12 protein-coding genes are annotated in these 14,316 nt (G+C 42.7%); 2 read left to right on the top strand and 10 right to left on the bottom strand.

Annotated elements, in window-relative coordinates; genetic code table 11:
• Positions 1–97 precede the first annotated feature (97 nt).
• The 5 genes from ilvA to ilvD form a co-directional block, all read right to left on the bottom strand.
• Positions 98–1,348, bottom strand: a complete 1,251-nt coding sequence (gene ilvA / locus PHU20_RS00395) for a threonine ammonia-lyase IlvA (RefSeq protein WP_274823352.1) — start codon at positions 1,346–1,348, stop codon at positions 98–100.
• A 109-nt stretch (positions 1,349–1,457) separates the two neighbouring features.
• Positions 1,458–2,933, bottom strand: a complete 1,476-nt coding sequence (gene ilvC / locus PHU20_RS00390; protein ID WP_274823351.1) for a ketol-acid reductoisomerase — start codon at positions 2,931–2,933, stop codon at positions 1,458–1,460.
• 44 nt (positions 2,934–2,977) lie between these two features.
• A complete protein-coding gene (gene ilvN / locus PHU20_RS00385) occupies positions 2,978–3,505 on the bottom strand; it encodes an acetolactate synthase small subunit (RefSeq protein WP_274823350.1) in 528 nt (175 codons plus the stop codon).
• 131 nt (positions 3,506–3,636) lie between these two features.
• The gene (gene ilvB / locus PHU20_RS00380; protein WP_274823349.1) at positions 3,637–5,370 is read right to left on the bottom strand and encodes a biosynthetic-type acetolactate synthase large subunit; all 1,734 of its coding nucleotides are present in this window, start codon (positions 5,368–5,370) and stop codon (positions 3,637–3,639) included.
• Between the two features lie 76 nt (positions 5,371–5,446).
• Complete coding sequence (ilvD, locus tag PHU20_RS00375; RefSeq protein ID WP_274823348.1) at positions 5,447–7,123, bottom strand: dihydroxy-acid dehydratase; 1,677 nt, start codon at positions 7,121–7,123, stop codon at positions 5,447–5,449.
• Positions 7,124–7,482: 359 nt separating this feature from the next.
• On the opposite strand from ilvD, the gene PHU20_RS00370 reads away from it, so the two are divergent.
• Complete coding sequence (locus PHU20_RS00370; RefSeq protein ID WP_274823347.1) at positions 7,483–8,847, top strand: aldehyde dehydrogenase; 1,365 nt, start codon at positions 7,483–7,485, stop codon at positions 8,845–8,847.
• A gap of 5 nt (positions 8,848–8,852) precedes the next feature.
• Entirely contained in the window at positions 8,853–9,581 is a 729-nt protein-coding gene (locus PHU20_RS00365) for a nitroreductase family protein (RefSeq protein ID WP_274823346.1), read from the top strand.
• 18 nt (positions 9,582–9,599) lie between these two features.
• On the opposite strand, the gene PHU20_RS00360 is transcribed toward PHU20_RS00365, so the two are convergent.
• Genes PHU20_RS00360 through PHU20_RS00340 form a run of 5 tightly spaced genes read right to left on the bottom strand, consistent with a single transcriptional unit; the run spans position 9,600 to position 14,214 of the window.
• Complete coding sequence (locus tag PHU20_RS00360) at positions 9,600–10,439, bottom strand: 5-oxoprolinase subunit C family protein (protein ID WP_274823345.1); 840 nt, start codon at positions 10,437–10,439, stop codon at positions 9,600–9,602.
• Positions 10,432–11,169, bottom strand: a complete 738-nt coding sequence (pxpB, locus tag PHU20_RS00355) for a 5-oxoprolinase subunit PxpB (RefSeq protein WP_274823344.1) — start codon at positions 11,167–11,169, stop codon at positions 10,432–10,434. Before pxpB ends, PHU20_RS00360 begins: the two co-directional genes overlap by 8 nt.
• A complete protein-coding gene (gene pxpA, locus PHU20_RS00350; protein WP_274823343.1) occupies positions 11,166–11,909 on the bottom strand; it encodes a 5-oxoprolinase subunit PxpA in 744 nt (247 codons plus the stop codon). The genes pxpB and pxpA overlap by 4 nt, the downstream gene beginning before the upstream one ends.
• Positions 11,910–13,103, bottom strand: coding sequence for an Nramp family divalent metal transporter (locus PHU20_RS00345; RefSeq protein ID WP_274823342.1), 1,194 nt, complete (start codon positions 13,101–13,103; stop codon positions 11,910–11,912). It abuts the gene before it with no gap.
• A gap of 1 nt (position 13,104) precedes the next feature.
• Entirely contained in the window at positions 13,105–14,214 is a 1,110-nt protein-coding gene (locus tag PHU20_RS00340; protein WP_274823341.1) for a DUF2891 domain-containing protein, read from the bottom strand.
• Positions 14,215–14,316: the final 102 nt, after the last annotated feature.

Genomic DNA, 14,316 nt, shown 5'->3' with positions numbered 1-14,316 from the left:
CAAAATTATGGGTTTAACGAGAGAAAACAGCTAAAGTTCACCAAAGAAAAATAAAGATTTGAGTTTTGTAATAAATCCTTTTACTAATGTGATACTGTTAAACTAGATATTGGAACAAATCGGGCTTATCGTTCAAATATTCTCCAAAAAAATTATTTGCTTTCATTCGATCGATCAGGGGTTGAAGATCGACGGGACTCTTTAATTCGATGCCCACAATGGCAGGTGCATTTTCCTTGTTCGATTTTTTCGAATACTCAAAATGGGTAATATCGTCATCAGGCCCGAGTATGTCTGCCACAAAGTGCCTCAATGCACCCGGGCGTTGTGGAAAACGAACAATAAAATAATGTTTCAGCTTCCCATATAACAAGGCACGTTCCTTGATTTCGGCCATGCGCGCTATATCATTATTGCTTCCACTTACAATACAGACCACGTTTTTTCCTTTAAGTTCCTCGGCATAGTCGTCCAATGCGGAAATGGTCAAAGCACCAGCAGGTTCTACTACAATGGCATCCCTGTTGTACAAATCCAAAATCGTCTGGCAGACCTTCCCTTCGGGAACCGTAATTACGTCATGTAGATATTCCTTGCAAATGGCAAAGGTTAAATCTCCAACCCGCTGTACCGCAGCCCCGTCGATAAATTTATCGATCTTTTCCAACCTCGTATTCTTTCCATTAGCGATAGAGGTTTTCATTGAAGGGGCGCCCAAAGGTTCAACACCAATGATCTTGGTATTTGGGGATAAGTCTTTAAATACACCACATAAACCCGAAGCTAGTCCACCCCCACCTATGGCAACGAACAAATAATCTATCGGTGCGGTTACCTGTTCCAAAAGTTCCAATCCGATAGTGCCTTGGCCCTCAATTACCTTTTTGTCATCAAAAGGATGTACAAAGGTTTTGTTGCCTTCCCTACAAAATTGCATAGCGGCATTGGAGGAATCATCGAACGTATCACCTTCCAATACAATGGTGACCGAATCACCTCCGAACATTTTCGTTTGTTGCACTTTCTGTTTTGGGGTTACCGAGGGCATATAAATGGTGCCTTTTATCCCCAAGTGACGGCATGCGAAAGCGACCCCTTGGGCATGGTTGCCCGCACTGGCACAAACGACTCCCCTGCCCCGTTCTTCCTGGGAAAGGGTACTCATTTTATAATAGGCCCCACGAATCTTATAGGACCGTACCCGTTGAAGGTCTTCCCGTTTAAGGAGTACATTGGCACCATATAGTTTCGAGAGTCGGATACTTTCGTCCAATGGGGTAATCTTCGCCACTTCCTGGATGATCTTCGAGGCGTCCTTGATGTCTTTTAATTTTGGAAAATATGTCATACTCAAAGATAAAAAGACCTATTGGGTTTTTAACGCTTCAATATATCTAAAAAAAAATCTGCCCGGTCAATAATTTAACCAGGCAGAATTAATACTGGATTACCGGTTATTAAACGATAGGTTTCATCGCGGTCATTGACGCTCTTAAGCGGGCTCCTACGATTTCAACAGGGTGTTCCCTTAGGGCTTTGTTTACGGTAATCAACTTGGCATTATCAACGCCATTGTCCTTACCTTCACCATATTTTTTGCCAATTACGTCCGTATCGATGTCTTTCATGAAATCGGCCAACAAAGGTTTGCAGGCATGATCGAATAGATAACAACCATATTCCGCTGTATCGGAAATTACCCGGTTCATTTCGAATAATTTTTTACGTGCAATCGTATTGGCGATCAATGGGGTTTCGTGAAGGGATTCGTAATAGGCAGATTCCCCGATGATACCGGATTCGGTCATGGCTTCGTAAGCCAATTCAACCCCGGCACGTACCATGGCTACCATTAATACCCCATTATCATAAAATTCCTGCTCACTAATTTGAACATCTCCGGCAGGTGTTTTTTCAAAGGCTGTTTCCCCGGTTTCCGCTCTCCACGTCAAAAGGTTCTTATCATCATTTGCCCAATCCTCCATCATGGTTTTGGAAAAATGGCCACTCATGATATCATCCATATGCTTATAGAATAAAGGACGCATTATACCCTTCAATTCCTCAGACAGTTCAAAAGCCTTTATTTTGGCAGGATTGGATAAACGATCCATCATATTGGTGATTCCACCATATTTTAGTCCTTCGGTAACGGTCTCCCAACCGTATTGGATCAATTTTGAAGCATATCCCGGATCGATTCCTTTTTCGATCATTTTATCGAAACAAAGGATAGAACCTGTTTGCAATAAACCACATAGGATCGTCTGTTCGCCCATAAGGTCGGATTTTACCTCGGCCACGAAGGAGGATTCCAATACTCCTGCTTTATGTCCGCCTGTACCGGCAGCATAGGCTTTGGCCTGCTCCAAACCTTTACCTTCAGGGTCATTATCGGGATGTACCGCAATTAAGGTAGGTACCCCGAAACCTCTTTTATATTCTTCCCTAACCTCAGAACCGGGACTTTTAGGGGCTACCATGATCACGGTAAGATCTTTTCGGATCTGCATTCCCTCTTCCACGATATTGAAACCATGGGAATATGATAACGTTGCTCCTTTTTTCATTAAGGGCATTACCGCATTGACTACATTGGAATGCTGCTTGTCTGGGGTAAGGTTAATGACCAAATCCGCGGAAGGCACCAATTCTTCGTATGTACCAACGGTAAAGCCATTTTCCGTTGCATTGATAAATGATTGTCTTTTTTCCTTTATAGCTGCTTCACGAAGGGTATAGGAAATGTCGAGACCGGAATCCCTCATGTTCAACCCTTGGTTAAGGCCTTGTGCCCCACAACCGACAATTACGATTTTTTTACCTTTTAAAGCAGTTACACCATCTGCAAATTCACTTGTATCCATAAATCTGCATTTTCCCAACTGGGTCAATTGATCCCGTAGTGATAGTGTATTAAAATAATTTGCCATTTTATATTCGCGTTTTTAGCCCCGATAGCTTTCGGGAATGATTATTAATCTTGATAAAAGTTTTTCAATAGTTTACTGATCGGCATTTCAGCCTTTGATACCGCTATTCTTCCTGAACGGACGAATTGCATGATGCCATACGGTAATAAGGCTTCGTGCATTTCATCGATTTCGTGGCGCCTCCCTGATTTTGCCAGTACAAAGAAATCCCGGGAAACGGTAACGATCTGTGAATTGCTGTCCTTAATGATATTTTGTATTTGACGCTCATCGAACAGTAGATTGGAAGCTACTTTGAATAGCGCCGATTCTTGGTAAATGATCTCGTCATCATCGTGATAATAGGCCTTTATCACTTCAATTTGTTTTTCAATTTGCTGTACTATCTTTTGTGTCCAATCTTTGGAGGTATTGACAACAATCGTAAATTTAGAAACGTGTTCGATTTCCGATTTTGAAACATTGAGGCTTTCAATATTGATATGTCGTTTCAAGAAAATACCTGAAATCCTATTCAGTAAACCTACATTATTTTCAGCATAAACTGAAATAGTAAACCATTCTTTTTTCATAATAAAATTAATACAAAGTCTGTTCGAGCGCAGCCGATAATCAACATTCCGTAAAAATAAAACCGCTCGACTGCGCTCGAGACGACTTATTCAATATTGTGACCCGCAATGTACCACTGCGGAATACCAACCTACTTCAATCTGATATCGGAAACGGAAGCTCCTGAAGGTATCATTGGGAATACATTGTCTTCCTTTTCTACCTTTACTTCCAAGAAATAGGCATCCTTGGAGGCCAACATCTCCGATATGGATGCTTTTAAATCTTTTCGTTCAGTGATTCTTTTGGCCGTAATATCGTAACCTTCTGCAATTTTGACGAAATTGGGGTTACTCATAACGGTGGAAGCATATCTACTTTCAAAGAAAAGTTCTTGCCATTGACGAACCATTCCCAAATGGTCATTGTTCAACACGACGATTTTAACGGGTGTCTTGTTCTGGAAAATCGTACCGAGTTCTTGAATGGTCATTTGATACCCTCCATCTCCGATAATGGCCACAACCTCCCGATCCATAGCGCCCATTTTGGCACCGATGGCGGCTGGCAAGGCAAAACCCATCGTTCCCAATCCACCAGAGGTTATGTTACTTTTGGTTTTTTTGAACTTGGAATATCTACAAGCGATCATCTGATGCTGTCCTACATCACTGACGATAACGGCTTCATGTCCTGATGCGGTATTGATTTCATTCACTACCTCGGCCATGGTAATGCCTTCCTTGGTAGGAAACAGGTCATCTTTGATTACCGCTTCGAATTCTATTTTATATTTTTCCTTGAATTCGTTATGCCAAGCCTCATGGCTGTTCTTTTTGATTTTGGGCAATACCAGGCTTAAGGTTTCCTTGGAATCCCCCAATACGGCAACATCAGCATGGACGTTCTTATTGATTTCGGCCGGATCGATCTCAAAATGGATCACCTTGGCCTGTTTGGCATAGGTTTCCAGATTTCCTGTAACCCTATCATCGAAACGCATACCTATGGCTATAAGTAGATCACATTCATTGGTCAATATATTTGGACCGTAATTTCCGTGCATTCCCACCATTCCCACATTCAACGGATGATCCGAATCCAAGGCTGAAAGCCCTAAAATGGTCCATGCCGCAGGGATACCGGCTTTCTCTATCAATGCTTTCAATTCTTCTTCAGCATGTCCTAGAATAACCCCTTGACCAAATACGATCATTGGTTTTTTGGCTGAGTTGATCAGTTCTGCGGCCGCATCTATGGCCGAAGCTTGGGGTTTTGGTACTGGAACGTAACTGCGAATACCTTTACAGAACTCATAACTGAATTCGATGGTATCGAACTGGGCGTTTTTGGTGATATCTATAAGCACGGGACCCGGACGACCGGACTTGGCAATATAGAAAGCCCTAGCTAAGATCTCAGGGATTTCTTCCACCTTTGTAATCTGGTAGTTCCATTTCGTTACAGGAGTGGAAATTCCGATGATATCGGTTTCCTGAAACGCATCGGAACCCAATAATTGGCGTGTCACCTGTCCCGTTATGCATACCATTGGTGTCGAATCTATTTGGGCATCGGCCAAACCGGTGACCAAATTAGTGGCACCGGGACCGGAAGTAGCCATGGCCACCCCTACTTTTCCCGATACCCTGGCATACCCCTGGGCCGCATGGGTCGCACCTTGTTCATGACGGGTAAGGATATGGGTCAGTTTATCCTGAAATTTATAAAGCTCATCATAGACCGGCATGATCGCCCCACCGGGATATCCGTAAAGTAAATCAACCCCTTCTGCCAACAAACAATGTATAATTGCTTCCGCACCGCTCATCTTTATCTTTGCCGGCTTATTGGCTCCTTTTTTCGTTTCTTTCAAAGTCTGCATAACTATTTCTGCTTTTTGGGTGTTCGCAAGCTATCACCCCATAATTTCCCAAAGGAAATATTTCGATTATTTTATCTTAGAATTCGTCGGTAACACATCCTTGTGCAGCCGATGAGACCGAACGGGCATATTTATACAAAACCCCTTTTTTGAATTTCAATTCCGGTTGTACCCATTCCGCTTTGCGTTTTTCGAGTTCACTATCGGAGACCTCCACATTTATCGAATTGGTTTCCGCATCGATGATAATTGTATCCCCATCCTTGACCAGGGCTATAACCCCACCTTCCTGTGCTTCCGGAGAAATATGTCCTACCACAAAACCATGGGTCCCTCCTGAAAAGCGGCCATCTGTGATCAGTGCCACTTCCTTTCCAAGACCTGCACCCATTATTGCCGCCGTCGGTTTTAGCATTTCGGGCATCCCCGGACCTCCTTTAGGGCCTTCATACCTGATGACCACAACATCCCCTTTTTTAACGAGTCCGTTCCGGATACCATCATTGGCATCATATTCACTATCGAATACTTTGGCCACGCCTTTGAATTGGAGTCCTTCTTTTCCTGTGATCTTTGCTACGGAACCATTTTCAGCCAAATTCCCATAAAGCATACGTAAATGCCCGGTGGCTTTGATGGGCTTGTCCAAAGGCATGATCACATCCTGTCCCTCAGCCAAATCCGGAACATTTTCCAAATTCTCGGCCAGTGTTTTACCGGTAACGGTTAAACAATCGCCATGTAAAAGACCATTTTTCAATAAATATTTCAATACCGCAGGTATTCCACCCACACGGTGTACATCTTCCATTAGGTATTTACCACTTGGTTTTAAGTCGGCAATAAATGGAGTCGTATCACTGATATGTTGGAAATCCTGTAAGGTGAATTCAATATCGGCTGCCCTGGCTATAGCCAAGAAATGCAGTACCGCATTCGTTGAGCCCCCTAAAATCGTTACCAAGCGAATGGCATTTTCCAATGATTTCCGGGTCACTATATCCAATGGTTTTATATCCTTTTCTATGAGGACCCGCATTTGTGCCCCAGCGGCCAAACACTCTGCCTCTTTATCATTACTTATGGCAGGGTTCGATGAATTATAGGGTAATGACATCCCTAGAGCCTCTATGGCAGAAGCCATGGTATTGGCCGTATACATTCCTCCACAGGCCCCAGCTCCCGGAATGGATTTTTTTATGATACTTCGATAATCCGATTCTTCCATGGTACCGGCAACCTTTTCACCCCAAGCCTCAAAAGCGGATACGACATCCAACTTCTTATGGTTATGGCAACCTGAAGCAATGGTTCCCCCGTATACCAAAATGGCAGGACGGTTTAAGCGCAACATGGCCATTAGGGCCCCTGGCATATTCTTATCGCAACCTACAACGGTTACCAAAGCATCATAAGACATGCCTTGTACAACGGTTTCCATGGAATCCGCAATAATATCCCTGGAAGGTAAGGAAAAACGCATTCCCGGTGTCCCCATTGAGATACCGTCACTAACACCGATGGTATTGAATATCAACCCAACCGTTTCCTTTGAATTGACACCTTCTTTCACCAATTTGGCCAAATCATTCAAATGCATGTTACACGGATTACCTTCGTACCCGGTACTGGCGATACCGACCAAAGGTTTATTAAAATCCTCATCTTTAAAACCTATTCCGTACAACATGGCCTGAGCTGCTGGTTGCGTAGGATCTTGGGTTACATTTTTACTGTATTTATTCAATTCCATCTAGATAATGTTAACGTTTATAAATGCTATTGCACGTTTTTAAGAATCAAATATAATTCAATAATAAAAGCTAAATTCCCAACTCAGTTTCCTACTCTAAATCCAATACATGTATAATTTTGTTATACAGCTGTAAATCAATGCTTTAGATTGCCTTTTTATACCATATTCAATACTTTTAAGATCTTTAGGGAACCTTCGGAAAAACACAAAAAAGGCCAAATTCAATGAAAACCGACGAAATTATACCATAAATGCCCCTGCCCGATCCATTCGGTGATATGCCCTATGAAAATCAATGGTTTTGGAAACAGGAAGGTCATGGATTAATTCCATACATTTGAGTTTATTTCAATGCTATGGAGGTACTTAAAAACCAACGGGAATTTTTTCGAACCCAACAAACGAAGCAAATCGCTTTTCGTAAAAGATCCCTGAAGCGTTTACAAAAGGAAATTGAATCCAAGGAAGATGCCATATGTGATGCCTTGTATGCCGATTTTAAGAAGCCTAGGTTTGAAACCTTGGTTGCTGAAAGCCAATTTGTCCTTTCCGAATTGAAATTGGCCATCAAAAACCTTGAATTATGGGCCCGACCGGAACGAAAATCAAGTAGCCTTGCGAATTGGCCTTCATCCGACCATATTTATAAAGAGCCTTATGGTTCGGTATTGATCATCGCACCTTGGAACTATCCTTTTCAATTGGTATTCACACCACTTATCGGAGCACTGGCCGCAGGCAATACCGTTGTGGTAAAACCTTCGGAAGCAACTCCCAATACTTCCAAGATCATTCAGGAGATCATAACCGGGGTTTTCCCGAAGGAATACGTGGCCGTCATAGAAGGTGGGGTAGCCGTTTCCCAACAATTGCTCACCCAAGATTGGGATTATATTTTCTTTACCGGGAGTACCCGTGTGGGTAAGATCGTCTATGAAAGTGCGGCAAAACACATGACTCCGGTTACATTGGAGTTGGGAGGAAAAAATCCATGCATCGTGGATCAAACCGCAGTTATTGATTTGTCGGCCAAAAGGATCGTCTGGGGAAAATTCCTAAATGCAGGTCAAACCTGTATCGCCCCCGATTATATTTTGGTGCACCGTAAGGTTAAGGATAAACTCATAACCTCCATAAAACGGCATATCATTAATTGTTTTGGGCCGGCCATTGAGACTTCCCCCAATTACGCCCGTCTTGTGAATGAAAAGCACTACCAAGGTTTAAAGGAAATGTTGGTAGGGGAAAATATTATTTTTGGCGGGGAAACCAATGACCGTGATAATTTTATGGCTCCTACCTTGATCGATACACCTAAAATGGAAGGAAAAGTAATGAAAGGTGAAATCTTTGGACCTATACTTCCCATCATAACCTATGAAACCATCGAGGAAATCGCCAACCTTATTTCCCGATACGACAAACCACTGGCTACTTATGTGTTCTCTACCGATAGGAAATTCCAGGACAAGATCATTTCCGATTTTAGCTTCGGAGGGGGTGCCATAAATGATACCATTATACAAATCACAAATAAAAATTTACCGTTTGGGGGAGTCGGCCCTAGTGGAATCGGTGCTTATCATGGTAAAGAGACCTTCGAATTGTTTTCCCACCATAAGGCCATCATTAAAAAAGCCAATTGGATCGACCCTCCCTTCCGCTATCCACCGTATACCCTTCCCATACGATTGATAAAAAAAATCAAACACCTATTTTAAGCCCCATGGAAAGAACAGTAACAGAAGCCATTCAATACCGCCGTTCGGTACGGATTTATAAGGAGGATTTGGAGTTAGACGATGAAAAGGTGAAGAAATGTCTGATAAACGCCTCCCTCGCCCCTACCAGCAGCAATTTGCAATTATGGGAGTTTTATCACATTACCGACAAATCGAAACTGAAGGAAGTGGCTAGGGCCTGCTTTGATCAACCAGCCGCTAAAACGGCCAAGCAATTGATTGTCGTAGTTACCCGAAAAGATTTATGGCACAAACGATCCAAAGCGAATCTCGATCATATAAAAAAGGGGTTTGGAGACAAAAAGAAAGAAACCCATACCCCTCGGGAAAAGTTTGTATTGAATTATTATGGCAAGCTCATTCCCACCCTGTATACCGAGTTTTTGGGGATTTTGGGAGCCATCCGTTATTTCTTCTTTCAAATAGTCGGACTTTTCAGGCCTGTTTATAGGCAAGTGCGTAAATCGGATATGCGTATCGTAGCCCATAAAAGTGCCGCTTTGGCCGCACAGAACTTTATGATCTCTATGGCCGCTATCGGTTATGATACCTGCCCAATGGAAGGTTTGGATTCCCTACGGATAAAAAAAATCCTGGACTTACCTTCCGGTTCCGAAATCAATATGGTCATTGGTTGCGGTGTTCGGGAAAAGGAAGGGGTGTACGGACCCAGGTTCAGAATACCTTTTGAAAAAGTATATCATAGGGTATAGCGGACCTATCGCAAATGTTTACCCCAATTTAAAGGAAATCTTATCCCCAAATTTCTTTTGTGCCAAGATGGAAATGGCCGTATCCTTTAGTTGCAGGATCCTTGGATAACCTCCCGTCGTTTGCCCGTCTTTCATCAAAATGATCAACTTGCCCGAAGGTGTCAACTGCACCGTACCCGGTAAGGTCGCTGATGTCAACATAGACCAAGAATGGCCTTTTATCTTTTCATCGAACTGGTATCCCATTCTATTATATTCCTTGGCCACCGTAAATGAATTGATGAAAAGCTGTTCTAACTGTACATCGTCCATCAGCTTGAATTCGGGGCCCTTGGAAACTTTCAAAACGATTTCTTCCAAAGATATATTTGCCTTGAATTCCGATATCTTCGGTTCAAAATCCAAATATTCATCATACTCCAATGCTGCCTTTTCTTTGATGGTACCTCTCTTGGTTATGGGATAAAATTGCGACCTACTACCCAATACCTCTTTGGTTTTAAATCCGTTTTTAATGGCCAAATACCCTCTAAATCCCTTAAGTAATCTACCATAGGATAGGATATCGCCCGCTTTTACCTTATGGACTTTATTATTAGAAATGGGCTCATTGTTCAAGGTGGTTTCAAATTCGGCCCCTGACAACACAATATAGGTATCTTTCTCAAACAGCAATGTAGGTCCGGTCATGGTAATTTCCAATACGGCCGAATTGGCCTCATTTTCCAAAAGCGTATTGGCATTTTGGAACACAAGCATATCCATTACGCCGGAAACGGGAACCCCCTTGTCCCGATAGCCGAAACGCCCTTCGTCTTGAAGGGTAGTATACAATCCGGATTTTATGACCTTAAGCATTCCACTTTACTTTTTCAAATTGATATATCCCCACTTCCCCTTGAATTTTGTGCAAGTCATATTCTGCCCTGGAAATCGAATAAAACTGAATTTTATCCCCCACGTTCACAAAACAGGGTTCATCCCTTTTGGCGTCGAAAATAGGGACCGAACAGTTGCCGATAATATTCCAACCTCCGGGTGATTCCTGAGGGTAAATCCCCGTTTGCTTTCCTGCCAGACCTACCGCACCTTTCATCACCTTCTGTCGTGGTTCCGAACGTCTGGGAACTTCGAGTGCTTTGGGCAGCCCGCCGAGGTACATAAAGCCCGGTAAAAAGCCAATACCATAAACCGTAAATACACTTGAAGTGTGTAATTCTATGACCTTCTCGATAGAAATCCCCAATTTTTCCCCAACCTCTTCAAGGTCTATGGCAAAGTCCAAATCGTAACACACAGGCAATCTCCATAAAAATATTTCCCTATGATTTACGGATTCCCTTTGTCCGTACCACGTTTTTAAATCCCCTTTAAAAGACTGATAATCGATGACCTTGTTTCTGTCGATCAAGGTAAGGGAATTGTACGCGGGTACCATTTCCCATTCATTGGGATCTAGGCAATTTTGATTTAGATACGATTTAAATTGAATGATGTCTTCCAATATGGCCACATCAACTTCATTCGGCCATTCCACCAAAACCGCATGGTCTCCAAAGGATCGTATTGAAATGGGATAATCAGTCACTTTTTTAAATAGATTAGTTGTTTGGGCAATTCTTGCGAAAGATACGTTAAAATCCGTAATGCATTAGGGGTATCGCCATGTAAACAATAGGTGTCGGCCTGTATCGTACATTCACTTCCCCCTATGGCCCTTACCTTTCCTTTTTTTACCATGCCGACCAAGTGGTCCAAAACTTCTTGGGGTTCCCGGATAACCGCATTGGGCAATTTCCGGGAAACCAAACTCAGATCATCATTGTAATTTCTATCGGCAAAGGCTTCGAATTTTATGGTGAACCCTTTTTCCATGGCCTTTTCGGCCATAACGGAATCAGGTGGCACATATAAATATACAGATTTTTTATATGGGGTTACGGTAGCTAAAAATAATTCGGAAAGGGCAGGGTTTCTTGCCAGATCATTATAAAGTGCCCCATGGGCTTTTATATGGTGCAGTGGTACCTCCGCATGATCCAAAATCAATTTCAACCCCTTTATTTGGTCCTGAATACTGGCTTTTAACGAATCGTCATCGATCGTTAGGGTTGTACGTCCAAAATTTTTTCGATCCGGATATGATGGATGTGCCCCGATGCGTACCCCGTACTTTTTTGCGAGCATCACGGTTTGGGTCATTGTACCTTTGTCTCCCGTATGTCCGCCACAGGCAATATTGCATGAGGAAATCAATGGAAGGATCCCTTCTTCATTTCCTATACCCTCCCCCACATCACAATTTATATCTATATAGAACTTTTCCATTTATAGAATTCCCAATACTTTGATGACACTTTTAACGCCCAAGAACAGGGATAATAAAATAATGACAAAACCCAGTAGGTTCTGTATTCCATTGTTCTTGTATTTACCCATGACCGTTGCTTTATTCACTACCCATAACAGGAATACGGATATTACAGGGAGTAATATTCCGTTGGTGATCTGCGCAAATTTGATGATTTCAATAGGTGTAATTCCAAAGGAAAGAAAAAATACCCCCAACCCCAAAATAAGCATCCAAACGATCCTGAACCTTATATCCTTTAAACCGGCCTTCCAACCAAAACAACTATTGGCGACATAAGCGGCTGCCAAAGGGGCCGTAATGGCGGAAGTGACCCCTGCTGCGAACAATCCAATTCCCATAAAATAACGGGCACTGTTACCATACAAGGGTTCCAAGCCTTTTGCCAGATGGATCACATTGGTTATTTCCTCTCCGGGAATGGCCGCTGCAGCAATTACGACTGACATGGAGACCAAGCCCCCCAAAGCTATGGCCATAATGGTATCTTTTCGAGCATAGCCGAGATCGCTTTTATTTTTCCATTTCTCACTCACCAAGGAGGCATGCAAGAATAAGTTATAAGGAACAACCGTTGTACCGACCAAAGCGATGATCGTTAAAAGGCTATCCTTGGGCATTGATGGCACCAAGGTGCCTTTGAGTATTTTAAGTATATCGGGTTTGGTCACTATTGCGGTCAACAAAAAGGAAAGGCTCATTATCAGCACCAGGGCTATAAAAACTTTTTCCAGTGCCTTATAATTTCCCATATACAGTAGCCCAAAAGCAAAAAAACCGATGATAAAAGGATAATAGGTAGCATATTGACGGCCAAAAAGGGCATTCATACCTAGGGTAGCCCCACCTATATTTCCTGCCTCATAGGCGGCATTACCGATTACTATGGCCGATAATACGATGGCAATGATCAAAATACGGATCCATGGGGTGTCCAGTTCGCTCTTTATGGCATCGGCCAAACCCTTTTGGGTAACTATCCCCAATCTGGCCGACATTTCCTGGAGCACAGCTGTCGCGATAATAGACAACAACAAAGCCCATAAAAGGGTGAAACCGAAACCTACCCCTGCCAAGGAACAGGCCGTAATGGTACCGGGGCCGATAAAGGCAGCCGCAACCAATACTCCAGGACCTATTTTCTTGAACATTTTATTCGGAATGGTTTAAGGCGTACAAGGCAAAGGTCCCCAACCAATGTGTACCTTCATAATTCCCATCAACGATACTGGGTAAGGAATACTTTAGGTGCTCATCTGCAATCGGTATTAAATAATCGTATTCAGGTAGCGTTTTCGCAATACCATATAGGCACCACGCCCTACTGAAATTAAGTCCATCAATGTGTATCAATTTCCCATCTGTACGATCGGACACCTTCCCTGTTTCCATTTTAAAGGTAGGTTTGGTCAATTCCGGGAGAAAATTCTTGATCCAATGTTTAAAATCCTTGGCGGGCAATACCTTACGGACTATATCAGCTTCTTGGAGACAAGGCGATAAAAAATCGAACCCACTGGGTTCCCACTCCAATGGACAATCGATATCCTTGATATAAAATTGTTTTACACTTTGTTTAATGATGTCTTGAAGGGGTTGATTATCGGTAGTTACGGCATAATCCCATGCCAAAGACATCCCAAATGCCGTATTGCTGTGTTCCCCTACGCGTATGGGATAGTTCAGCTTGGGGAGAAAATCAATATACCCTTGTACGATAACATCGACCAAAGGTTGCAGGTTCGTAGCCAATTCTTCGGCCAAGGGGTCATCCCAAGTATATAGCTCTTCAGCAAGTTTTAGCAACCATGCCCATCCGTAGGTACGCTCATAGGAAGCATTTCCTTTCATATTAAAGTAAGCGATTTCGGAGGCTATATTTTCCTTGGAGAGGTTTTCGGCGAGTTTGGTCTCAATAATCTCGGCTTCGTCCAAATTGGGAAATTGCTTTAAGAGTGATATTAGACTCCAATGTCCGTGAACGGAGGAATGCCAATCAAAACAACCATAAAATGCGGGGTGCAAGGTTTTGGGATTATTGATATGGGTAGAATCGTGCAAAGTTTGCCCCAACCTATTGGGATATTCGGTCTGCATACAACCTAGGGGTAAACCCGCCAACCGATTCGCCTCTGTCAAATCCAATTCCGGTCTTGCCATTCGTTTTGTTGCGGTTTCCTTGTTTTCCTTTACGTCTTTACAGCCCAACATGACCATCACCATTAAAAGTATGCCACTAAATCTTACACGTATATATGCCATTTTCTGAATTATTGATCAACGCCTAAAATAATAATTTTAAGATTAAATCAACTACTATTTTCGATGCAAAAAGACCATGCCGTAAAAACCGCTTTTCACAAC

It is taken from the genome of Maribacter polysaccharolyticus (assembly GCF_028882255.1).
Taxonomy (GTDB): domain Bacteria; phylum Bacteroidota; class Bacteroidia; order Flavobacteriales; family Flavobacteriaceae; genus Maribacter_A; species Maribacter_A polysaccharolyticus.
The sequence above is the reverse complement of the archived record's forward strand: the minus strand, read 5'-3'. Positions and strand labels throughout refer to the sequence as shown.

Bases quoted from the DNA above. Each gene is read 5' to 3' on its own strand.
- ilvA (WP_274823352.1), bottom strand. From the start codon at position 1,348: ATGACATATTTTCCAAAATTAAAAGACATCAAGGACGCCTCGAAGATC.
- ilvC (WP_274823351.1), bottom strand. From the start codon at position 2,933: ATGGCAAATTATTTTAATACACTATCACTACGGGATCAATTGACCCAG.
- ilvN (WP_274823350.1), bottom strand. From the start codon at position 3,505: ATGAAAAAAGAATGGTTTACTATTTCAGTTTATGCTGAAAATAATGTA.
- ilvB (WP_274823349.1), bottom strand. From the start codon at position 5,370: ATGCAGACTTTGAAAGAAACGAAAAAAGGAGCCAATAAGCCGGCAAAG.
- ilvD (WP_274823348.1), bottom strand. From the start codon at position 7,123: ATGGAATTGAATAAATACAGTAAAAATGTAACCCAAGATCCTACGCAA.
- PHU20_RS00370 (WP_274823347.1), top strand. From the start codon at position 7,483: ATGGAGGTACTTAAAAACCAACGGGAATTTTTTCGAACCCAACAAACG.
- PHU20_RS00365 (WP_274823346.1), top strand. From the start codon at position 8,853: ATGGAAAGAACAGTAACAGAAGCCATTCAATACCGCCGTTCGGTACGG.
- PHU20_RS00360 (WP_274823345.1), bottom strand. From the start codon at position 10,439: ATGCTTAAGGTCATAAAATCCGGATTGTATACTACCCTTCAAGACGAA.
- pxpA (WP_274823343.1), bottom strand. From the start codon at position 11,909: ATGGAAAAGTTCTATATAGATATAAATTGTGATGTGGGGGAGGGTATA.
- PHU20_RS00345 (WP_274823342.1), bottom strand. From the start codon at position 13,103: ATGTTCAAGAAAATAGGTCCTGGAGTATTGGTTGCGGCTGCCTTTATC.
- PHU20_RS00340 (WP_274823341.1), bottom strand. From the start codon at position 14,214: ATGGCATATATACGTGTAAGATTTAGTGGCATACTTTTAATGGTGATG.